Source organism: Aerococcus sp. BD502, assembly GCF_057919555.1.
In genome coordinates this window covers 996,527-1,017,500 of record NZ_CP147972.1, presented here as the reverse complement: position 1 = coordinate 1,017,500, position 20,974 = coordinate 996,527, and the positions used below count along the sequence as shown (strand labels likewise).

General features: G+C 48.5%; 22 protein-coding genes and 1 rRNA gene (1 of these 23 only partly in view). 5 read left to right on the top strand and 18 right to left on the bottom strand.

Annotated elements, in window-relative coordinates:
* Together WF803_RS04715 and WF803_RS04710 are read right to left on the bottom strand one after the other, a co-directional pair.
* Positions 1-1,126, bottom strand: a 16S ribosomal RNA gene (locus WF803_RS04715); it reaches 423 nt to the left of the window's first position.
* A gap of 446 nt (positions 1,127-1,572) precedes the next feature.
* Positions 1,573-2,241, bottom strand: a complete 669-nt coding sequence (locus WF803_RS04710) for an O-methyltransferase (RefSeq protein WP_489610401.1) — start codon at positions 2,239-2,241, stop codon at positions 1,573-1,575.
* A gap of 109 nt (positions 2,242-2,350) precedes the next feature.
* Between WF803_RS04710 and cbpA the strand changes: the two genes are divergently transcribed.
* Positions 2,351-3,001 carry a cyclic di-AMP binding protein CbpA gene (gene cbpA / locus WF803_RS04705; RefSeq protein WP_489610400.1) on the top strand — a complete coding sequence of 217 codons (651 nt, stop codon included), beginning with the start codon at positions 2,351-2,353 and terminating at the stop codon, positions 2,999-3,001.
* Positions 3,002-3,032: 31 nt separating this feature from the next.
* On the opposite strand, the gene WF803_RS04700 is transcribed toward cbpA, so the two are convergent.
* The 15 genes from WF803_RS04700 to WF803_RS04630 all read right to left on the bottom strand — a co-directional run bounded on the left by WF803_RS04700 (position 3,033) and on the right by WF803_RS04630 (position 15,638).
* Positions 3,033-3,161, bottom strand: a complete 129-nt coding sequence (locus tag WF803_RS04700) for an LPXTG cell wall anchor domain-containing protein (protein ID WP_489610399.1) — start codon at positions 3,159-3,161, stop codon at positions 3,033-3,035.
* A 19-nt stretch (positions 3,162-3,180) separates the two neighbouring features.
* Positions 3,181-3,468 (bottom strand): ArsR/SmtB family transcription factor, encoded by a 288-nt coding sequence (locus WF803_RS04695; protein WP_489610398.1) that lies wholly within the window; start codon positions 3,466-3,468, stop codon positions 3,181-3,183.
* Between the two features lie 168 nt (positions 3,469-3,636).
* Positions 3,637-4,515 (bottom strand): sulfurtransferase, encoded by an 879-nt coding sequence (locus tag WF803_RS04690; RefSeq protein WP_489610397.1) that lies wholly within the window; start codon positions 4,513-4,515, stop codon positions 3,637-3,639.
* Between the two features lie 15 nt (positions 4,516-4,530).
* Positions 4,531-5,424, bottom strand: coding sequence for a nucleoside hydrolase (locus WF803_RS04685; RefSeq protein ID WP_489610396.1), 894 nt, complete (start codon positions 5,422-5,424; stop codon positions 4,531-4,533).
* 29 nt (positions 5,425-5,453) lie between these two features.
* Positions 5,454-5,849, bottom strand: coding sequence for a hypothetical protein (locus WF803_RS04680; protein ID WP_489610395.1), 396 nt, complete (start codon positions 5,847-5,849; stop codon positions 5,454-5,456).
* Positions 5,849-7,072: a sulfurtransferase gene (locus tag WF803_RS04675; RefSeq protein ID WP_489610394.1), complete on the bottom strand. Its 1,224-nt coding sequence runs from the start codon at positions 7,070-7,072 to the stop codon at positions 5,849-5,851. The genes WF803_RS04680 and WF803_RS04675 overlap by 1 nt, the downstream gene beginning before the upstream one ends.
* Before the next feature lie 262 nt (positions 7,073-7,334).
* Complete coding sequence (locus tag WF803_RS04670; protein WP_489610393.1) at positions 7,335-8,006, bottom strand: TIGR04283 family arsenosugar biosynthesis glycosyltransferase; 672 nt, start codon at positions 8,004-8,006, stop codon at positions 7,335-7,337.
* A gap of 10 nt (positions 8,007-8,016) precedes the next feature.
* On the bottom strand, positions 8,017-9,711 hold the full coding sequence (locus tag WF803_RS04665) for an IS1182 family transposase (RefSeq protein ID WP_489610392.1): 1,695 nt from the start codon (positions 9,709-9,711) through the stop codon (positions 8,017-8,019).
* 156 nt (positions 9,712-9,867) lie between these two features.
* Positions 9,868-10,587 carry a TVP38/TMEM64 family protein gene (locus WF803_RS04660; RefSeq protein WP_489611891.1) on the bottom strand — a complete coding sequence of 240 codons (720 nt, stop codon included), beginning with the start codon at positions 10,585-10,587 and terminating at the stop codon, positions 9,868-9,870.
* Positions 10,588-10,615: 28 nt separating this feature from the next.
* Entirely contained in the window at positions 10,616-11,428 is an 813-nt protein-coding gene (locus WF803_RS04655) for a rhodanese-like domain-containing protein (protein ID WP_489610391.1), read from the bottom strand.
* A 39-nt stretch (positions 11,429-11,467) separates the two neighbouring features.
* Positions 11,468-11,650, bottom strand: a complete 183-nt coding sequence (locus tag WF803_RS04650; protein ID WP_489610390.1) for a hypothetical protein — start codon at positions 11,648-11,650, stop codon at positions 11,468-11,470.
* A 69-nt stretch (positions 11,651-11,719) separates the two neighbouring features.
* Complete coding sequence (locus WF803_RS04645) at positions 11,720-12,208, bottom strand: glycine/sarcosine/betaine reductase selenoprotein B family protein (RefSeq protein WP_489610389.1); 489 nt, start codon at positions 12,206-12,208, stop codon at positions 11,720-11,722.
* Positions 12,209-12,235: 27 nt separating this feature from the next.
* Complete coding sequence (locus WF803_RS04640) at positions 12,236-13,768, bottom strand: TIGR04282 family arsenosugar biosynthesis glycosyltransferase (protein ID WP_489610388.1); 1,533 nt, start codon at positions 13,766-13,768, stop codon at positions 12,236-12,238.
* A gap of 179 nt (positions 13,769-13,947) precedes the next feature.
* Positions 13,948-14,829: a sulfurtransferase gene (locus WF803_RS04635; RefSeq protein ID WP_489610387.1), complete on the bottom strand. Its 882-nt coding sequence runs from the start codon at positions 14,827-14,829 to the stop codon at positions 13,948-13,950.
* A gap of 128 nt (positions 14,830-14,957) precedes the next feature.
* On the bottom strand, positions 14,958-15,638 hold the full coding sequence (locus tag WF803_RS04630) for a phosphoribosylaminoimidazolesuccinocarboxamide synthase (protein WP_489610386.1): 681 nt from the start codon (positions 15,636-15,638) through the stop codon (positions 14,958-14,960).
* Positions 15,639-15,978: 340 nt separating this feature from the next.
* Between WF803_RS04630 and WF803_RS04625 the strand changes: the two genes are divergently transcribed.
* Positions 15,979-16,404: a helix-turn-helix domain-containing protein gene (locus WF803_RS04625; RefSeq protein ID WP_489610385.1), complete on the top strand. Its 426-nt coding sequence runs from the start codon at positions 15,979-15,981 to the stop codon at positions 16,402-16,404.
* 44 nt (positions 16,405-16,448) lie between these two features.
* Here the strand turns inward: WF803_RS04625 and WF803_RS04620 are convergent, their stop codons facing one another.
* A complete protein-coding gene (locus tag WF803_RS04620) occupies positions 16,449-16,616 on the bottom strand; it encodes a hypothetical protein (protein ID WP_489610384.1) in 168 nt (55 codons plus the stop codon).
* Positions 16,617-17,144: 528 nt separating this feature from the next.
* Here WF803_RS04620 and WF803_RS04615 point away from each other — a divergent pair.
* Genes WF803_RS04615 through WF803_RS04605 form a run of 3 tightly spaced genes read left to right on the top strand, consistent with a single transcriptional unit; the run spans position 17,145 to position 20,972 of the window.
* Complete coding sequence (locus tag WF803_RS04615) at positions 17,145-18,218, top strand: extracellular solute-binding protein (RefSeq protein WP_489610383.1); 1,074 nt, start codon at positions 17,145-17,147, stop codon at positions 18,216-18,218.
* Positions 18,219-18,226: 8 nt separating this feature from the next.
* Positions 18,227-19,252, top strand: a complete 1,026-nt coding sequence (locus WF803_RS04610) for an ABC transporter ATP-binding protein (RefSeq protein WP_489610382.1) — start codon at positions 18,227-18,229, stop codon at positions 19,250-19,252.
* Positions 19,236-20,972 carry an ABC transporter permease gene (locus WF803_RS04605; protein WP_489610381.1) on the top strand — a complete coding sequence of 579 codons (1,737 nt, stop codon included), beginning with the start codon at positions 19,236-19,238 and terminating at the stop codon, positions 20,970-20,972. The genes WF803_RS04610 and WF803_RS04605 overlap by 17 nt, the downstream gene beginning before the upstream one ends.
* Positions 20,973-20,974 lie beyond the last annotated feature (2 nt).

Below are 20,974 nucleotides of genomic sequence, written 5' to 3'. Positions count from 1 at the left end.
ATAAGGGTTGCGCTCGTTACGGGACTTAACCCAACATCTCACGACACGAGCTGACGACAACCATGCACCACCTGTCACTCTGCCCCCGAAGGGGACCACTAATCTCTTAGTGTAACAGAGGATGTCAAGACTTGGTAAGGTTCTTCGCGTTGCCTCGAATTAAACCACATGCTCCACCGCTTGTGCGGGTCCCCGTCAATTCCTTTGAGTTTCAGCCTTGCGGCCGTACTCCCCAGGCGGAGTGCTTAATGCGTTAACGGCGGCACTGAAGGGCGGAAACCCTCCAACACCTAGCACTCATCGTTTACGGCGTGGACTACCAGGGTATCTAATCCTGTTTGCTCCCCACGCTTTCGAGCCTCAGTGTCAGTTACAGACCAGAAAATCGCCTTCGCCACTGGTGTTCTTCCATATATCTACGCATTTCACTACTACACATGGAGTTCCATTTTCCTCTTCTGCACTCAAGTTCCTCAGTTTCCAATGACCTTCCACGGTTAAGCCGTGGGCTTTCACATCAGACTTAAGAAACCACCTGCGCTCCCTTTACGCCCAATAAATCCGGACAACGCTTGCCACCTACGTATTACCGCGGCTGCTGGCACGTAGTTAGCCGTGGCTTTCTGGTAAGATACCGTCAAGACGATAGCAGTGACTCTATCGTTTGTTCTTCTCTTACAACAGAGTTTTACGATCCGAAGACCTTCTTCACTCACGCGGCATTGCTCCGTCAGGCTTGCGCCCATTGCGGAAGATTCCCTACTGCTGCCTCCCGTAGGAGTCTGGGCCGTGTCTCAGTCCCAGTGTGGCCGATTACCCTCTCAGGTCGGCTATGCATCATCGCCTTGGTGAGCTTTTATCCCACCAACTAGCTAATGCACCGCAAGGCCAGCGATAAGTGACAGCAGAGCCGTCTTTCAACTTGAAGTCAGGTGACTTCAAGTGTTATGGGGTATTAGCACCCGTTTCCGGATGTTGTCCCCCGCTTATCGGTAGGTTCCTTACGTGTTACTCACCCGTCCGCCGCTAACGTCCGGGGTGCAAGCACCCCTTCAGTTCGCTCGACTTGCATGTATTAGGCATGCCGCCAGCGTTCGTCCTGAGCCAGGATCAAACTCTCATGAAAGAAAGATTTTGATCAGCTCAAAATTTACTGACAGTTTTTTGTCTTGTCTAGACTTGAATTGTTGGGATTTGCCTCAAGCAAATTCCCTACACATTTGGTTCGTCTCTTTGTTCAGTTTTCAAAGGTCACATCTCGTCGCTCTCACGACGCGACTTATTAAGTATACAACATATTCCGAGATCGTGTCAAGTCTTTTTTAAAACTTTTTATCTCGCCTCAGCAAAATGCTAATTCATAATTTTGCTCAGGAATTATATTGTAGCATAAATTTTTGTGATGTGTCAAGTGCTTGTGCCTCAACAACAGTAATAATCATACCAGGGGCGTTGGGCGCTGTCAAGGATAATTTGAAATTAATTACTGATTTCTAGAAATTGGACAGAAAAAAGGGAGGCCAACCTCCCTTTCCTCATTCTTAGCAAATAAATCCTACTATAATATAGACCTTATTTTTTCGTTTGGAGAAGTAATACGCCGTCACCAAGGGGGAGGTAGGTGGAGATAAGATCAGGCTGGGCGGCCACCCAAGTTCTGAGGTCCACCAAGCCATCATGGATGCGGCGAACGCGCCGGGGAATGGCACGGCGATCGAGAAAAACCGTTCCCGCCTGGAAGACATCGTCTAGCATGATGAGACCGCCAGGAGCTAAAAGTTTTAGGCAGTGGGGTAGGAAGTCAATATAGCTGGCCTTGGCCGAATCAAGGAAAATAAAATCATAAGGACCCGAGAGTGCTTGGAGTTGATCTTTGGCATCACCGAAGTGCAAGGTGATTTGCTTCGCTAGGCCGGCTGCTTGGATCCGTTCTTTCGCTTCTTGGGCCATTTTGGGATTGCGTTCAATGGTTTCCACCTGCCTTTCTGGATGGTTAAGGGCCATGAGCAGAGCAGAATAGCCAATCGCCGTTCCTAGTTCTAGGAGGCGCTGGGGTTTTAGTAAGGCCAAGAGAAAATCGAGGAACACCGCTGTCTCATAGGGAATCACCGGCACCCGACGTTCTTCAGCAATCGCCTTAAGCGCCATAATTTCTGCAGGCAAGTCCCTTTGGCCGTGGCGTAAAAAATTTAAGACGCGTTCCTCGATAATAGGACGATCCATCATTTCATTGCGAGTCATTACAAATCCTTTCTAAAAAATGAGCGAAAGGCAAATTAAGCCTGCGCTGAGCAGTAAGGTTATGATATACTAAGATTGAAATAAGAATTTAATGAAGAGGAGGGTTGACATGGATCTGACACCCTATATCGTTCCTTATGAAGAGGTGCATTATGTCACGGCGCAAACGACCATTCAAGATGCCTATGAACAGATTCAGGAGCTGGGCTATCGGGCCCTGCCTATTATCGGGCGCGGGCAAGGGCGCAGTTTATATCGCGGTACCGTTTACCGTTCGCATTTGAAGGAAGCCCTGCTAAAGGGACATGAGCCATCGGAACCCGTCATCGCTTATCTGAGAAATGCCACTAAGTTTATTAATCTGGATAGTTCCTTCTATCAAGTGCTTTTTGCTTTGGGCGACCGACCTTATATTGCCGTTCTTAATGACGAGCATGAATTTGCTGGCCTATTAACGCACGGTGATTTCGAACGCCTGACCTACCAAGCCTGGGCTTTAGACCAGAGTAGTTATTTTATCACCGTCAAAGTCCCCCTCCAAGGGCGCGGTAAATTAGCCAAGGCCCTCCAAATTATCAGTCGGCATGCGTCTATTAATAGTGTGATGAGCCAAAATGATCTGACCAATCGGCAATACGCCTACCTCACCTTTGCCTTGGACGAAGCCTGCACCTACCGCAGCATCCAGCGCTTGCGGCGAAACTTAGAGCGGAGACATTTCCCTGTGATCGAAATTCATGACACCAAAAATCTACTTTAAAAAAGAGGCACATGGCCTCTTTTTTCTTGACTTATTTTCGACGTTTGAAGAGCACCCAGACTCCGACGCCGAGTAGGATGATCCCAATAATGATGGGCCACCAATTGATTTGTGTCCCGGCTAGTGGTCCTAGCATGCTGAGTGGTTTGAGTTCCAACAAGCGAACCCCTCCTAACTCTCTAATCGTGGCGAACGTGCGCAAGAGCAATCTTAATCACGTCACGCACATGGTCATCAGCCAGGCGGTAGTGCTTTTCTTTACCCTGCGCCTTGGCCTTAACCAAATTCGCGGCTTTCAATTTTGCTAACTGGTGGGAAGCTGCTGATTGCGAACAACCAACCTGCTCGTGAATTTGGGTCACGTTGGCAGGACCTTCGAGTAAAAATAACACGATGCCAAGCCGAATCCGATTGCTCAATTGGTGAAATAAGGCTTGCATGCGCTCCTGACTCGCTGGTTCAATCATCCCACACCGTCTCCCTCTTTTGGCGTTCAATTTAATTCAAGTGTACGGCTTTTTTTCAGAAAAGACAAGCGCTTTTTGTTTTTGTCATGGACTTGTCATGCTTGTAATATTTTTAAGAACAGTCCAAAGGGGCAGAAAAAGCGGGGGCAAACCTCCCCACTTTAACATTTAACATTCCAAAGGCTCAGCACTCTCTAAGGCCCAGTCTTGCAGGGAGCCATCATAGACCTGGACGTCTTCTTGGCCCAAATGTTCCAAAAGCAAGGCCACATAGGCGGCTGCCACGCCAAAGCCACAGTAGACGATCGGCCTTATTCCTTGGCCAAAAGCACCAACAGCCTCAAATTTTTCCCGCAAGTCGTCATCGGGAAGCAAGGCCCCCGTTTTCGGATCCGCAAAGTCTCCGTAGAAGAGGTTCACCGCTCCTGGAATATGGCCCGGCCGATCCTCACCGAAAGGCGCAATTGTCCCCGTAAATTGCTCCTTGGGCAACACATCCACCAAGACCGTTTCTTCATCCTGCATGGCTTGCTTCACAGCGGGGCGCTCAATAAGGCGCGCGCTGATTTCTTCGGCACTACCAGGCACCACGACCGAACGCTCGGGATGCTTGTCCGTTACAGGGCGGCCTTCCGCTTGCCATTTGCCGAGCCCGCCTACCATCACATAAGTCTCCGCTAAGCCCATGGCGCGCGCCTGCCAGACAAAGCGTCCTGCCCAGCTATCTGCTTTAAAGTCGACGCCCACTTGAGGGCCGCTATCATAGGCAATCAGAGTTTTCTCCGTATCGATGCCCGCATCAGCTAAATTCGCAAAATACTTGGCCGGCGCCGCAGCGGTAAAGGGGACCGGCGCTTTTTCCTCTTGGAGGGTCAATTGATCGACAAAGTATGCCCCAGGGAGGTGGGCTTTTTCATATTCGTCGTGGCCGGGACGCAGAAAAGCCCCATCCGGCTCGAGAAAAATCATCGTGGTATCAATAATCTGCACGTCGGGATCAGCCAAGTGTTCAGCGACCCAGTCCGTTGTTTTAAAGGGTGAAGTCATACCAATACAAGCCTCCTAATCAATTTGCTGCCAAGTGTCATACAAATGCTTCCTCAGGGCGGCTTTTTTTGCCACTCGGGGCGTATTCAAGGACCGCCTGGCATAAGGTTTACTGGTGCGGTAACTCGTCTGATCGACCGGCGGGCAATCCAAGCGCCCCGTTGCCAAGCCCTCCACACTCACGGTGTACTCCGCCCAGACATCTTCGTAATATTTGGGGTGAAGCAAGTAGGCAGCCGCCAGCGTGTCCCAATTGTAGAAGCCTTCAATGCCGTACTCCACTTCATTATCCACAAACCAAGGCGCCGAGTACTCCCGAATTAAGTCCACAATAGGAGAATCTTCTCGGGTAAATAACTCCCGGTACTCCGCCTCATGGAAGAGCAAATCCAAGCAATGATTGCCTGTCATAATCGCTAAATTAGGCGTCCGACTCAAGACACTAAAACTCGCCATCGGGTCACAGGAAAAATTCAATTCCTGCATGGTATCTTTGGCGAACACGAGGGGCTGGGTAAGGCCGCCCATTAAAACAATCTGCTTTACTTGCTTAAAAAAATTGGGATTATAGAGATAAGCCCCATGGAGATTGGTCAGGGAGCCTGTCGCTAAAACACACAGTTCGCCCGCCCAGCGCTCCGCCAAGTCCGCCAATTGCCGACTCGCCGGACTCAAGTAAGCCCCCGGCTCCGAGCCCCCGCGCGCATAAAGTTCGCGACTTAGGCCACAAACCTCTAACAGCTTTAAGGTATCCGCTTCCACAACAGCAATGCCCTTATTTCCGAAACTAGAGGTCACCGACAAGAGCTCCACCTGACCGCTCCCCAGCAAGTAAAGCAAGGCCAGGCCATCGTCCACGTCCCGATTCGGGGTGAAAAAGGTGTTATCAAAATCAATTGCAACCTTCATAACATCTCCTCCTCAATGAACCGACCACCTTAGCGGACAGTTCTCTTCGGCCGCTGGCGCAGGAAAACATTCAGAGCCTGGAAAATATAGAGGAACAAGCCCCCTAAAAGCCAAACGTAATAGAGGCGCTGGCTTTGGAAATTACTGATGACGGCAAAAACGAGCCAGGCCAAAGCGTATAGGAGCCAAAGTCCCGTGGCCAAGTTTTGCTGGCGGCGAACAGCCAGGATTGCGAGTAGTAACATGACCAGGCCTAAAACCCATACCCAGGAGCCCACTAAACGATCTAACTTCAACGAGCGATGCAAAATACTGCGCATGAAACCCAAGTGATTCTCATAAAAAGGCTTCACCCGCCATAGGAAAAAGGCGAGGATCGCCTGCAATAGATACAGGCCTCCCCGCATAAAAGTGCGCCGCTGCATTACTTATCCTCGACCTTAAAGTCTTCGGTACCGGGGATACCTTCTTGGATGGGGAATTTAGCCGGATCATCTTGGTGTTTCATATCCCATTCGTACCAGCCACCGTCTTGGACACTGACATCTTTGAAGCCGGCTTGCTTGGCCATAAAGAAGACGGTCGTATTCCGCCAGCCCGTCCCACAGTAGAAGGTCACCGGCGTGTCCTGAGTAATGCCCCATTTTTCCCATTCTTTAATGACAGTTTCCGGATCTCGAATCGAGCCATCGGCGTTGGAGATATAATTGACATCGGCCGCCGTTTCTGAAGCCATCGCCCAGACCGCATCCTTAATTTCGCCAGCATTGTCGATGTAGTCATAGCCGCTCGTCTTGCCAGCAAATTCATCCCAACTGCGAACAGAGGCAATCTTTAGGTCAGGCTTTTCTGCCTTCACTTCGAGCAAGTCCTCGGAAGTTTTAATGTATTCATCCGTGCGTTCGGGGAAAGCACCGCCAAAGTCCTCAGCAGCTGCAACGTCTGCTTGGTCCGTGGTTAAGTCATAGCCGGCTTTTTCCCAAACTTCCTTCTTGCCATCAAGAATTTTGACATCCTTAACGCCCAAGTAGTAAGCCGCAAAGGCCACCCGGCAAGCTGCATTAATATCATCCCCATAGAAAACCACGCGTGAGTCCTTCGTTATGCCAGCCTTGAGGAAAGGCTTCACTAATTCTTCGGGTTCAAGTAGGTTCCAGTCACTCTCTAAAGTCTCCACATCATTCGTGTCCACTAAGGCAGCACCAGGAATGTGACCCTTGTTATAGCCTTCATCCCCATAGGATCCTTCAATGACCTTCAAGTCCTCGTCTTTTTCCATTTCTTGCTTCAGCCAGTTCGCCGTCACAAAGAAGTTGTCCGTTTGCTCGTCTTCAGGATCAACAAATTGTGTTTCTGGCATTTCACTAGCCGGCGCCGGGGCTTCCGTGGGCGTATCTGCTTGCGCCGTGTCCTTATCAGCATCTTTTTTGCTAGCTTTGTCCGCTTGGGATTCAGCCTCCTCGTCAGCTTGAGACTCTTCGGTTTTTTCCGTTGCTTCCTTGTCACTCGAAGCTTCACCCGCTGCTTCCTTGCTTTGGGTTACCGCCGGGGCTTCCGGCTTATCCGCATTTTGCCCTTGCCCCTGGCAAGCTGCGAGTAAAAAGCCACTCAGTCCCAAGGCAATTAATGTCTTCAATTTTTTATCCATAAGTACTCCTTCCATCTGAGCTTAGCAAACAAAGGCCATGAGCCCACTCAGATCCAAATTAATTGAGTCTATTATAACAATTTTCAAAGCGATTTAACAGGGAAAAGGTAAGTAGGCTGCGAAGCCAGCTAAAAAACACCGTAGACCGGAACGCCAGAGTGTGAGTCAGCGAATCGCCACGGCTGAGTTGAGCTGGACTACAGAGACTGGTGGTGAGTTCAACTATAGGCTACGAAAGCCAACTCACCATTCATCCCTCTTCCTAATACCGCTTGGCCAACTCTTCTGCGGGCACGCCCCGCCGAAATGCCGCCTGCAACTTCTGCATATGATACAAGGTTGACCAGACCCCCTGAGCCTTAAAGCGCCGCGCCGACGTCCAAAGCACTTGCGGGCTCTGCCTAAGTTTTACGCCCGCTTCCCGCAAGCGCAAGCTCAAATCATAATCCTCCATCAAGGGGATCGGTTTAAACCCCCCTACCGCTTCATAGGTTTCCCGCCTTAAAAACATGCCCTGATCCCCGAAGGCAATTTGCCGGTAGCGAACCCGCCAATTCGAGCCCCAGGCAATACTTCTAAGCCGCCAGTCCGCCCCCTTAAAGCCCAGGGTAAAACAGCCCCAAGAATGCTCCTGTAATAGCCGTTCGATTTCCGGCAAAGGATCTACCTCAAAGCCACTATCGGCATGCAAGAAAAATAAATGCTCACCCTGAGCCTCATCAATCCCCCGACACAATTGCTGGCCACGGCCGGCTTCGCTCGCTAAAACACGAAAACCTGCTGCTCTTAATGCTTCTGGGCTCCCATCCGCACTACCGCCATCTACCAAAATGATTTCCTTTTGAACCGGACTCGCCTCGAGCTGGCGCAAGAGAGCCAATAGTCGCTCCAGCTGTTTGCCTTCCTGGTAGATGGGCATGATGATACTTAACAAAATTTGCCTCCTAAGAAAAAAACGGGGCTGGGAAATAAGTCGCCCTAAATAATAAAAAATGCATTGAAGTTATCCATATTTGGATTCCTTCAGTGCATTTTTTACTTTTAGAGAAATGATTACGAAGAGCTTCTGCTCTTCGCCGAGCTTTAAGGGCTAATTTCGTTAAATTCATGCTCATCAGCATCATTCCGATATCATTATACACGCTTTGTTTGCCTCTCACATGTGTTCTGCGCATACCAAAGACACCTTTCATCCGTCCGAAAACGGTCTCTATGTCAATTTTACGTTGCGCATAGATTTCTTTTCCAGGTGTGCTTTCTAAATTCTCTTTTGCTTGGTGCTTAAAATATTCCCAATTAAGATTGACCGCCGTCTGGCGCTGACGTCCTGTCGGAGTTTTCGCAAGCTCATTTAAACGCTCATCCATTTGTTCAGTATCGGCTTGATAGACTTTAAACTGTCTTTGGAAACCTTTTTTATCTTTTCGCGTACGATAATATGAAAAACTAAAATGAACGCCATCTAAATCCGTATAGGAATCTTCAGCCGCATGATAGTGCCAGTTCTCACGATGCTTGGATTGGTTTCGATATTTTTTACTTTGTTCTTTATGATACATTCCGTAAGGAATCAAAGGGACTTTCTCAAAGTCATCGATAATCGCCATATAATTCTCTTCACTCCCATAACCCGCATCCGCAACAATATATTGGAACAGATCAAGCGTTGGGATTGTTTTTAAAAACGGAATGAGGGTGCGCGTATCGGTAGGGTTCGGGAAAATATCAAAGTCAATAATATATTGATGACTTGAAGCAACTTGGAGATTATAGCCAGGCTTTAACTCCCGATTTTTCATGGGATCTTCTTTCATACACATAAAGGTGGCATCGGGGTCCGTTTTTGAAAAACTGTTTCTGCCATTAAATCGTGCGTTTGCTTCCTCGTATTTCTGTTTTCGGGGTAAGAAATCCTTCATACATCGATTCCGGTGCTTTTTAAGCGTGCGACGACGTCGCTTGTGTCGAGAACCTCCTTTAGGAATGGTCGTCTCATTTTCAATTTTGCTTTCAACCTCTTCGATTGCTTCATCAAGACACGCAATAATTTTTTCAATCCCATCAGAAGTCGTTAATTCTTCTTCGGTCAAGGCGATATCGACATTCGTTTGAATAAGTTCCTCATATAAACTCGAAACATTTTCATTGAGCTTCGCTTCATAGCGTTCAATCGCTCTTCGCCAAGTAAAACTATAGATGTTCGCATCCGCTTGAATTTTTGTCCCATCGATAAATAAAGCCTCTGGGTGGATTAAACCATTGTCCCTCAGCAGCATGGTGAAAAGGATAAAAGCATACTTGATCAAGTTCGAGGCATGTTCGCTTGAACGAAAGTTATTGATTGTCTTGTAGCAAACTGGGGTATCGCCCGTTAGCCATTTCATCGGAATAGATTCTTCATTCATTCGTTCAATTTTTCGACCTGAAAACGTTGATCGACTATAGGCAAATAAACACATCTTTAATAGCATTGCTGGATGAAAAGCAGGACGTCCCGTATGAGAAGTGTCTTCCAGAATAATTTCCGTAGGAATCGAGTCGACAAATCGGCTGATCAGCCGAGCTTCATGGTCCTCAGGAATCGTAAAATCTAATTTTAGTGTTAAAGCTGTTTCCATTGTGGTATAATTTTGATACAAAGCGAGTTCCTCCTTCGGTTTGCTTACCTTTTATTATAAGGCTTGGAACTCGCTTTGTCTTTATAAAATATCAAAACGCATCAATTTATTTTCGAAATAAATTGATGCGTTTTTTATATTCTGAGACTGAGTTTTTTCCCAGCCCCAAACACCATGTTAATCCACTTTTGCTTTTTGTTTTTGCCGGTCGCGCCAAATTTTGCCGACCAGGCCCACCACAATGGACAAGGCAAAGAGCACGACGAGGCCAATGAATAATTTCTTCGCTCCTCCAGTCAGCATCCCACCAAAGTAGGAATAGACGATTGTTGCCGGGGTTTGCCCGACGCCCGTCGCCCAAAAGAAGCTCCAGAACGACATCGATGTCAAGCCGGCCGCATAGCTCACAATATCAAAACTGATAAAGGGCAAAAGGCGGGCCACCAAAATCGTTTGCTTCCCGTAACGGGCGAAGAAGCGTTCAATGCTTTCCAAGCCACGACGAGTCGTGAAGCGAATCACCACATCACGGCCCAAAATGCGTGCAATGGCAAAGTTAATGGCCGCTCCCACCATGGCACTGGACCAGGATAGAAGGGCTCCCTGCCACCAGCCGAAAAGGTTGGCATTGGTGAGCGTCACGAGAAAGCCTGGTAAAGGGGCAAAGACGGAAGTCACAATCATCAAGAAGAAAGACACCGCCATCGCCCAAGGACCATAAGAATCCACAAACTCTTGCACCCGATCAAAGTTACCCGTGGCCAGCATATGCAAAATGGAATTAAGCCATTGGCGAACAGAGGGGACAAGCAAGTAAATCAGTACCAACACAGCCGCCAAGGCGAGCAAGCCTAAACGCTTCTTGTTGCCCTGGGACAGATGCTCCAATTTCTCCATTTCCACAGTCTCCTCCTAGGCTACTCGATTAGTCTTGAACGAGATTAAATTCCCATTCCTTCGTTCCGTCTGTCCCATTCAGGACTTTTTCCCAACCATTGTCCATTAATTTTTGGGCAATCGTGTAGGATTTGTTCCCGGAGTAGCAGTAGGTCACAATCGTCTTGTCCTTAGGAATTTCACTCATATGCTCATCAATGTCATCCACGAAAATGTTGTGGGCACCCTTGAGATGGCCTTCGTTGAAGTCTTTTTCTTCGCGAGCGTCAATGATGTAGTAGTCATCCGAATCCTTGTCGGCAATTTCTTGCAAGGTGTCACCGAGGATGAAGGCGACCTTGGTCATTGGCTCATAGTCGAAGTCTTTCACGCCGACAGCATTTAACACGTCAAGCCCATTTTCAGCCAATTTTTCTGCCGCTTCGCTGGATTTTTTACCCGTATTGCAGATGGTTACAATTTTCTTGTGGCCATCGTATTGCTTGATGCGGTCAATATTGTCTTCAATTTCATCCACTGGAATATTGACAGCCCATTCCACGTGCCTTTCGTCATATTGTTCTTCAGGACGCACGTCAAGGACGAGGTATTCTTCCTTTTGCTTTTTATCGGCGAGGGCTTTATTTAAATCTTCGCCAGAAATTTCGCCGACTTCACCTTTTTGAGCAGTTTCTTCGCCTTTATTGTCAGCTTTACCATCTTCTGATTTAGCGTCAGAAGTTTGCTCAGTCTTGGGCTTTTCTTCATTAATTTTTGGCTTGTCTTGACCACAAGCTGCCAAGCCCATCACCGCGGTTAAAGCAGACGCTGTCAGTAATAACTTCTTGAATTTCTTCATCATTCAACACTCCTTATATGTGTGTATTTTTTAGAATAATACTTATTCCCAATTTTTAACTTCTTCGGCTCCGCCATGCACGGCAAAGTCGAGAAGGGCGCGCACACCCGCCAGTTCACTCTCCTTATCAAAAGCCTCGGGCGCAAAGGTATGGCCCAATTCGTAAGGGGTGACGAGCATACGCGGTGGCCGGCATTTTTCCGCCACCTTCGGCAAATGCATCATGGATGCGGTTCTGATACCGTGCGTTTCAATTTCGCGCTGTATTAACCCGACAGACTGATGGCAAATATATCAGCCGGGCGACAGCAAGGCAATATCGACCCCATCGGCCAGCATCATCTCCGCAATTTTCGGGGCGGTTTTATTCATTAAGGGCTTCACCTGGGGAATGTAACCCATCAAGCCGTAATGATGCTTGGCGACTTGGCCAATTTCCCCCTTCGCCGCCAGTTCCTTCAGAATTTCTAAAGGAAAGACCAGATTATGGTCCTGCTTGGCAGCGGTGGTGTCATAGTGCTCGTGATCCACTACCAGAGCTTGGGGGGGCGTCTCCTTGGGAATCACGCGGAAAGTAGGATCCCCCTGCTTCGTATCAAAAGGCTCATCCGTCTCCAACCGCAAGCCGGCCGTCGTCACGAAGGCCACGGTCGCCTCTTCAACAGGTTTTTTCAAGCTGGCAATCGGCGGCGGGGTGGTAATGGTGACCACCATATGCTGGGCAACTTTTTCGAAGAAAATCTCCTTCAAACTACGCCGCCTGCGTCGTCTGCGTTTCGCCATTTCATTCACCTCCCTTGCCTAAAATTATCAAACAATTGGCCCGCCCAATACGGTAGCCAATTCTTCCATGTAAGCCCCGATCTCGTCTAAAAATGGCGGGCTAATAAAGCGTTCGATCACGCGGAAAGTCGGATCACTCGCTTGCCCCCGACCTTCCTCTATGTACTGAACGTAAGCCATCGCGCACCAGGTGAGCCCACGCAAGCAAGTGAAGCGCAAGTACTGCTGCAATTTCGCTCGGTTCACCGGTTGGGCACTCCTGGCCTCATAGGCAGCCAAGAAGGCTTGAAGAGCCTCGCTCTCATAGCGGTAAGACGTTCGCCACAAGGTCGTTGTCGGCGCCAGGAAATGGGCTAAATCCTGCTCGCGCTCACCGATCAGGGGTTTTTCCCAGTCGATCACGTAGGAAGCTCCCCCAGGATTAATTAAAAAATTGTGGGAATTAAGTTCTGTATTAATAATACAAGGCTCCTCTAAGGGCGCTTGTAAGTCATACTCAGTTTTCAAAGCATCCAGCCAACTCCGAAGACGCTCGGCAACCGCTGGCTCCTGCTCCTCCCAGCTTTCATAGTATTTAAACATGCTTTCAAATTCATCCATCATCACTTGGAAGGGGGCTTTCGCTAAAATAAGATGGGGAGCTCGCTCGCACGACACCTGGTGAATACGCGCCAACAAGTCTGCCGCAAGCTCACTGTCCGTCTCATAGTCAAGCGGGCGGCCCGGTAGAAATTCTTCTGTAAAGTAGTCTAAGCCAAGTAAAGGTTCGTCCTCTACCAAGTCATACACCCTAGGCACCACACCACTGGGAGCCAATGCTTGTAAGGCTTCAAATTCGTAGCGCGCCTGACGCTTAAGATGCAGCTGGGAACCTAAAGGCAAGCGGAAAAGTCGGCCATTACTCAAGGTAAAATTGGCATTGTATTCGCCTTGCGCCAGGAATTTCGCTTCTTCATCATCGGTCAAATAACGCACCAAATCTTCGCGGGTATCAATATCATGTAATTGCCCCAGCACTTGCTTGGAGAGGCCGAGCGCTGCCACTTGGGCTAAGGTTTGCTGGTAAACGGCCTTGTGCCCATAGGTTTTCAAGCCAAACACTCGCGGCTCATAATGGCTCATGCCCAATAAGCCGTAGCCGCCATCCGCAGTGGGGGTAATAACTAAATCTTTGGTTTTTAAAGTCAGCAGCGCTTCGTTAAGTAGTTCGGCAGACAGATCTGCCAAATCCGAACCAATTAATACAATACGTTCGTAGCCGCGGTCAAAGCCACGCTTAAAAGCCTCCGCCATGCGTTCGCCCAAGCTAGCGCCGACCTGGCGTTCCACCCAAGCCTGTTCCCCAAGCGGCAAAAAATCTTGCAAGCGCAAACGCTCATCAGCACTGGTCACCCAAAAAAAGTGATCCGCAGCGACTTTTTTAACCGCTTCAAAGTTTCTGTTGAGTAAGCGTTCGCTGATCGCCACAATATCCTTCTTCTTAAATAAGCGCTCCAAGCGAGTTTTAGTCTGCCCCCACTCTGGCAGCCGGGTCATCAATATGATTAAGCTTCGACTCATGGTCTCTCCCTATTCCTTAGTTACTAAGAAACAATCCTTTATCCTTTTAAAAGGTATCACAAGAACTAATTTTTAACAAGTAAATATGGAGGCTTTCCGGTTAAAAAGAGGGTAAAACGTTTCAATTCAAGCCCAAGTGGGGCAGAATTTTTCGACAAATACATTTCTGTACGCCCGTCTTATTGCACAGGGTATTGTTCAGGCTCAGCATCATGGGCAATTTTCCATTTGTACCAACTGCCGTCAAAAACTGCCACTTCCGGATAGCCTAAACTCTTCAAAACGAAGAAAGCTGTGGAAGCTCGCCAGCTCGTCCCGCAATAGACAATAATGCGCTGATCTTTGGTGAAGCCCGCTGCTTCAAATGCTTCCAAGTAGGTTTTGGGGTCGGCTAAGAGGCCTTGTTCATCCATGAGCACCTCATCGTCTCCCATGTAGATGGCGCCTTTGATTTGTCCTGCACCCGCATTCCAGGCATGCCCTTGCGTTTTGCCTTCAAACTCCTCTAAGCTGCGGACACAAGCCAATTTAACATTAGGCTTCCCCTCTAAGGCAGCCTTTAAATCATCCGGCGTTTTCACATGGCAGTCGGGGTGCTTGGGATATTCTCCCTTAAAATTGCTTTTGGGTGTGGCCACATTGACGCCTGACTCTAAGGCAAAGCCTGCGCGTTCCCAAGCCTGGAAACCACCGTTGAGAATTTTCACATTTTCAACCCCCACAACATAAGCCGCCCAGGCCACGCGACTCGCAATATACATGATGTCCTCCGCATAGATAGAATAAACGACCAATTCCGTTTTTGCATCCACCCCATGAACAAGGAAAGTATTCACCAAATCGGGGTAAGGTTTTAAGTAGGCTTTAAATTCCCCTAATTCATCCGTACTAAAATTTTGGGCTCCAGGAATATGGCCCGCCTCATAATCACGTTCTGTCCGTGTTTCGGCCAGTGGGTAATTCCCCTTCCCCCGCGTCACATCCAGTAAAGCAAAATTCTCTGGCTTATTGGCTAATTTCTTCTCCAAATCTTCTGCACTCATAAAATATTTCCAATCCATGCCATTCGCTCCTCTCTCTTACCAATTATAAGCTAAAAAGTCTCGAAAGGAAAAGAATACAAAGGCATTTTGACCACAAAAAAACACCGGCTAAAAACCGGTGCCAAAGCAGGGAACGGCATAGGCATTTAAAGACCCATGGCCTGCGAAAGTTCGAGGGGTTTTACATAGCTTCCGTTTTTGTAAACACGCATGTTGCCACCGCTCACTTCATCGATGAGGAGAATATTCCCCTCTTCATCCTTGCCCCATTCAAATTTAATATCGTAAAGCTCAAGCCCCCGTTCCGCAAGAATACTCTTCACTATTTCCGCCGCTTGGCGATTTTTCTCAACAATGAGATCATATTCCGCTGGCGTCATTACTCCGAGAACAGCGAGGCCAGCTCGGGTTACCAGGGGATCTTCGCGTTGATCGTCCTTCAGGGTCATTTCCGTATAAGCCGGTAGCGGCGTGCCTTCCTCGATATAAGCTCCGTAGCGCCGAACAAAGGAGCCCACCGCCACAAAACGAGTGATGACTTCCAAACCTTGGCCAAAGACTTGGGCTTTTTTGATTTCCATCAAATTCTGGCTCAAATCAGCCCCTACAAAGGCCGTATCCAGGCCGGCCTCCGCCATTTTTTGAAAGAAAAATTCCGAGACTTTCAAGCACTCTTGCCCCGCACCAGCCATACTGCCAGCGACCTGATTGCCACCCGTATCAAATTCACCGTCCGCTGTGCCTGTCATATCATCCTTAAATTTGAAAAAGTAACGATCACCGTCTTGGAGTAAATCCTTCGTCTTCCCTTGGTAAATAATTTCCATTGTTCGTCCCTCCTCAGGATAAAGGCCCAGGAAAATAGGTCACGAAACCTATCCTCCTGGGCTTTTCCCCCTCTGGTGTCCTACTATTGTAGTCGTACCGCTCGGTCTTGCCAGGCAGATCCCTAGGTACGCTTTCGCTCCGCTCTAGAGCCTTGATTTAACTAGCTTTATCCTAGCAAAAGCCATCGTCACTGTCAAGAAAAAAGTGAACGATTAACTATATTTTTAATTTATTGTTTGGCTTATGGGTTATCTTTTCTTTCCTTTCCTTGCAATCGAAATAGGCTTTCAGTATGTTTAATGTAACAGTCACCACTAAAACTGCACATGAGGAGCATCCATGAAAGAAAAAATCCATCGTTTGAGAAGCCATCTCGGACTCTCGCAGGCCGAATTTGGGAGGAAAGTATACGTCAGCCGGCAAACCGTCTCCAATTGGGAACGCGGCAAAACCCAGCCTGACTTGGCCTCTCTTAAGCGATTAGCCAAAATTTATGAACTCCCACTCAGTTATTTTACGGACGAAGGCAAGGAAATTTTAGATCCTCCGCCTCTGCCAAAGCAAAAAATTTCCTGGCCCTACTATCTCTTTTTCTGCTTTTCTTTTTTGGTCCCTGGAGCGCCCTTTATCCTTATTTATTACTATCGAGAAGAGCCCCTACCTATTAGCTATAAAAAATGCTTGATCATGGTCGGCTTTATACAGCTCATTATCCTCACCGGTTTGACTTACCGGCTGATTGAACTTGCCGCTATATCGCCATAGAAATACCTGCCAGGGAAAAATGGGCAATATTCAAACGTTGGCTATTATTTTAAGTCCTTATATTTTTTCAAGAAAAAGGAAGCCAAAGCCACCAGCAAGAGCGGGAGGAGACTTAGGCCTCGATAGCCATTTTTCCATAACCAAACTAATAAAACCAACGCTAATAAGCCTAAAATGATGCTTGTCAAGCGATAAATAACCGTCTTTGCCATTTTTCCATCTCCTCGATTCTTAAAGCTAAAGTATATTTCAAGCCGTAGACTTCCTGCTCACCAAAGAAACTAAGCCTTTCACCAACTTCATCATAGCAACGCCAGGTAAAAAAATACTTTTTCAAAAGCCCCATGATTGCCTGGCCAAGGATCCAAATTTTCCCCACTCCTTTTACCTTCTTAAATTCAAGCTACTCAAAGCCAGTCAAAAAGGCAAGCGAAAGTCTTTGTCATCTTGCTAAAAAGATAAGCAAACTGTCAAAGCAATTGGTCAAATAGGCTTACAGGGCGCCTATGCCCTCAACAACGGACTTCATTTCGCATTCTGATTTTTAAATACCATCGAAAGACTCCGTCTCTTTATCTCAATGCAAGCCTCTGCTTTTTAAATCTACCAGGAAATTAACCGGCCTTTTACACAAAATTCCCCAGTAGGCATGCTTTATCGTGTGAGAACGGTTATAATGATAGAAGAAACGCAACATTTTTACCGCTAATTGCTAGCACAAGAATCAAGGAGGAAAATGGATGACTTTTTCATGGAAGAAAGCCCTCATGCTAGGGGCAAGTTTACTGGCTTTAGGCGCTTGTGGCCAAGGCCAGACTGAGCAAAATCAGCAAGAAGCTAAAAAAGGTGACCAGCAAGCTTTAACGGTGTACACGAACTCACTGGATGATGAGAAGGAAGACTGGCTAGCCAAGCGCAGTAAAGATGCTGGCTTCGACGTGCAATTTGTCAAGGCTGGTGGTGGGGATACCTTCAACCGCATTATGGCTGAGAAAAATGATCCCCAAGCCGATGTGATTATTGGCTTGGATGAGGGGCAATTGAAGCAAATTAAGGAAGCGGACTTGCTCGCTGAATTCGAACCAAGCTGGGCTAATGATATTCCCGACAATCTAAAAACAGGGGGCAAGTACTATTACCCTTGGACTGAGCAAAGGATTATGGCCTTCTACCGGGCTGACCAAGTCAAAGACGCCCCTAAAAAATTAGAAGACTTCGCTAAGATACCGGAACTGGAGAAAAAATATGCCGTGCCAGCCGATATGGCAGGCTCCACCAACCAAAAAATTGTCTTCAGCATTTTACTCCAACACCTCGACAAGGAAGGTGAATTGGGTGTCTCCAAGGAAGGCTGGCAAGCGGTCAAGGACTACTTCGATCATGGCTATGTGCCTACCGAAGGCGAAGATCGCCACGCTAAAATGGGCCAAGGCGACCTGCTCGCTTCCTACTATTTCAGCGGCGGTATTCCTAATGTTGAGAAGGAATTTGAATTCCAAGCCACACCCGTCAATCCGGACTATGGGGTCTTTTCCATGTCAGAACAAGTGGCTGTCGTGAAAAAAGACGATGACAGCAAATTAGCTACCGCCAAAAAATACGCCGACTGGTGGGGCTCTAAGGAAACCCAAGAAGCCTGGGCCAAGGACTTCGGGACGGTACCTACCCTGAAAAGCGCCCAAGACGCCGTCGCTCCCCGTATTAAGGAAATCATGACGGCCACGGACCGCATGGACGTGGACTGGGACATCATTAATGAATACGCCGACCAATGGGTAGAGAAGATCGAATTGGATCTCCTCCCTGCCCAATAGGTGACAGCATGTTAGAAGTTAAAAATCTACAAATCAAATACGGGGACTTTGTGGCCGTTGATGACGCCAGCTTTACCATCGATCAGGGGGAATTTTTTACCTTGCTCGGCCCTTCTGGCTGTGGCAAGACCACGACATTACGCGCCATGGCGGGTTTTTTAAGCCCCAGCCAAGGAGAAATTCTTCTCAATGGCCAAGATCTCACCCGAATCCCCGTGGAAAAGCGGGGCGTGGGCATGGTCTTCCAGTCTTATGCCCTTTTTCCCACGATGACCGTTTATGAAAATATTGCTTATGGCCTGAAAGTCGCCAAGTGGAAGAAAGCCGACATCAAGGCGCGCGTGGAAGAAATGGCCCGACTGGTAGAACTGAGGCCCGAGCAATTACCCAAGAATGTCTCCGCCCTCTCTGGGGGCCAGCAGCAACGGGTCGCTATTGCCCGCGCCTTGGCCCAAGGGAATGATGTGGTGCTTTTTGACGAGCCCTTATCCAACTTAGACGCCAAACTTCGCAAGCAATTGCGCCAGGAAATTCGCCGTATCCAGGAACAGACGGGAATGACGGCCATTTATGTCACCCACGACCAGGAAGAGGCCTTGGAAATGTCCACGCATATTGCGGTATTTAATGAAGGGAAAATTGTCCAAGTCGGCACGCCCCAAGAAATTTACCACGAGGCCGCGACCGAATTTGTCTGCAATTTTATCGGCGAGGCCAATGCCTTAAGCCCCACCCAAGTTAAAGCCATTAATCAGCAAAAACCCCATGCCCTAAATCCTGAACACCGGCACTATATCCGCGAGGAACGCCTGCATATCAACGATACGGAGGGCTTGTGTGAATTGTCGGGCGACGTCACCCAAATTATTTTCCAAGGGAATTTCACCCGCTATCAAATGAATGTCCTCGGCGAGCCGCTCTACGTGCAAACGACCCAACCACGTGAGGTGGCAGTAGGCCAGAGCCTCACCATTGGCTTGGACCCAGAGGATGTTTTAAGTTACAAGGAGGCCGGCCATGCCAAAGATTGCTAACGACCAAGTGGCTGCTTGGACCCGCCGACTTCCTAAAGTTCTCCTCCTCTTAGGCTTATTCTGGTTCATTTGGACCTTTTTAGCCTATCCCGTTTTTGAAGTACTCCGCCAAGCCCTCTGGGTCGATGGCCACTTCAATGCGGAACTCTTCCAACGTATTTTAGGCTCTGAGCGGGCGATGACGGCCATTAAGAACTCCCTCTTTTTAGCCGTGATCCTAACCATCACGGCCAATGTGGTGGGCACCTTGCTCGTCTTATTTACGGATTACTTCCAGATTAAGGGCGCTAAAATCTTGCGCCTGGCCTACATGTCCACCCTCTTCTTCGGGGGCTTAATTTTAAATAACGGCTACCTGTTTGTTTATGGTGAAGGGGGCATTGTCACACGCGGTTTAATGAAGCTGTTCCCCGGCATGAATCCGGGCTGGTTCACCGGCTTTACGGCGGTGATTTTCGTCATGACCTTTGGCTGCACGCACAATCACATGATTTTTTTGCGCAATGCCATCCAAGGGCTAGACAATAATATTATCGATGCCGCTAAGAATTTAGGAGCCAGTCCCTTCCAAATTCTCAAAGACGTGGTCTTCCCCAGCCTGAAGCCGACTTTTTTAACGCTTATTATTATGGTCTTTGCGACCGGTCTGGGGGCTTTTGCGGCGCCTCTCATGGTCGGAGGCCAAGCCTTCCAAACCATGTCGCCTTTAATTTTAACCTTTGCCCAAAGGCCCAGCTCCAGAAATCTGGCCGCCCTCATGTCCTTATTCCTAGGACTGGCCCAAGTGCTGTTACTGTTGGCCTTGAATGCCTATGAGCGCCGGGGCAATTACCTGTCGGTGGCTAAAACACAAACCCACTTTGAGAAGCAAAAAATTGAAAATCCCCTGCTGCGGGTAGGGGCGCACATTCTGGCCTATGCCTTGTTTGTGATCTATGCCCTGCCACCTGTCATGATTGTGGCCTTTTCCTTTATGTCCACGCGGGCGATCAGTACGCAAACGTGGTCCTTGAGTGAATTCACTCTCAAGCACTACCAAAAAATTGTCATCAGTGCGAAAACTTACGGGCCCCTCCTCCGCTCCATCCTCTTCTCCGGCCTGGCCGCGGTGGTGGCAGTTTTCCTAATGCTTTTCGTGGTCCGCTTAGTGATGGACAAGCGCCAGGCCCGCTGGCTGAAGGCCTTGGAATTCCCCTTCTATATCCCTTGGCTCTTGCCCAGTATTTTACTGGCCCTGGGCTACTTGCTGGCCTATGACAAGCCGAGCGCCCTCTTACTGGGGCAGAGTGTGATTGGCAATCCCTGGATTCTCCCCGTAGCTTATGGGGTGATCGTCCTGCCGGTCACCATTCGCTATTTGAAGAGTGCCTACTATAATTTTGACCATCATTTAGAGGATGCTTCGAGGAATTTAGGGGCCAGTTCCTTCACAACCTTCCGCCGCATTATTGTACCTGCCCTACTGCCGACCATGTTGGCGCTCATTGCCTTAAACTTCAACACTAACCTGGCTGAGTACAACATGTCAGCCTTCCTCTACCAGCCTGGTTGGGAGCCCATTGGCGTGGTCATCCGCAATAACGCCGCTCCCACCGCCACCATTGACGGCAAGGCCATTAACCTAGTCTATTCCGTTATCCTTATGATCACCAGCGCCCTTGCCCTCTACCTCGTTTACGGCCGGGGCACAGCGTTAAGCGAACGCCGCCAAGGCCGCTAAAA

Bases quoted from the DNA above. Each gene is read 5' to 3' on its own strand.
- WF803_RS04710 (WP_489610401.1), bottom strand. From the start codon at position 2,241: ATGACTCGCAATGAAATGATGGATCGTCCTATTATCGAGGAACGCGTC.
- cbpA (WP_489610400.1), top strand. From the start codon at position 2,351: ATGGATCTGACACCCTATATCGTTCCTTATGAAGAGGTGCATTATGTC.
- WF803_RS04695 (WP_489610398.1), bottom strand. From the start codon at position 3,468: ATGATTGAACCAGCGAGTCAGGAGCGCATGCAAGCCTTATTTCACCAA.
- WF803_RS04690 (WP_489610397.1), bottom strand. From the start codon at position 4,515: ATGACTTCACCCTTTAAAACAACGGACTGGGTCGCTGAACACTTGGCT.
- WF803_RS04685 (WP_489610396.1), bottom strand. From the start codon at position 5,424: ATGAAGGTTGCAATTGATTTTGATAACACCTTTTTCACCCCGAATCGG.
- WF803_RS04680 (WP_489610395.1), bottom strand. From the start codon at position 5,849: ATGCAGCGGCGCACTTTTATGCGGGGAGGCCTGTATCTATTGCAGGCG.
- WF803_RS04675 (WP_489610394.1), bottom strand. From the start codon at position 7,072: ATGGATAAAAAATTGAAGACATTAATTGCCTTGGGACTGAGTGGCTTT.
- WF803_RS04660 (WP_489611891.1), bottom strand. From the start codon at position 10,587: ATGGAGAAATTGGAGCATCTGTCCCAGGGCAACAAGAAGCGTTTAGGC.
- WF803_RS04655 (WP_489610391.1), bottom strand. From the start codon at position 11,428: ATGATGAAGAAATTCAAGAAGTTATTACTGACAGCGTCTGCTTTAACC.
- WF803_RS04650 (WP_489610390.1), bottom strand. From the start codon at position 11,650: ATGATGCATTTGCCGAAGGTGGCGGAAAAATGCCGGCCACCGCGTATG.
- WF803_RS04645 (WP_489610389.1), bottom strand. From the start codon at position 12,208: ATGGCGAAACGCAGACGACGCAGGCGGCGTAGTTTGAAGGAGATTTTC.
- WF803_RS04640 (WP_489610388.1), bottom strand. From the start codon at position 13,768: ATGAGTCGAAGCTTAATCATATTGATGACCCGGCTGCCAGAGTGGGGG.
- WF803_RS04635 (WP_489610387.1), bottom strand. From the start codon at position 14,829: ATGGATTGGAAATATTTTATGAGTGCAGAAGATTTGGAGAAGAAATTA.
- WF803_RS04630 (WP_489610386.1), bottom strand. From the start codon at position 15,638: ATGGAAATTATTTACCAAGGGAAGACGAAGGATTTACTCCAAGACGGT.
- WF803_RS04625 (WP_489610385.1), top strand. From the start codon at position 15,979: ATGAAAGAAAAAATCCATCGTTTGAGAAGCCATCTCGGACTCTCGCAG.
- WF803_RS04620 (WP_489610384.1), bottom strand. From the start codon at position 16,616: ATGGCAAAGACGGTTATTTATCGCTTGACAAGCATCATTTTAGGCTTA.
- WF803_RS04615 (WP_489610383.1), top strand. From the start codon at position 17,145: ATGACTTTTTCATGGAAGAAAGCCCTCATGCTAGGGGCAAGTTTACTG.
- WF803_RS04610 (WP_489610382.1), top strand. From the start codon at position 18,227: ATGTTAGAAGTTAAAAATCTACAAATCAAATACGGGGACTTTGTGGCC.
- WF803_RS04605 (WP_489610381.1), top strand. From the start codon at position 19,236: ATGCCAAAGATTGCTAACGACCAAGTGGCTGCTTGGACCCGCCGACTT.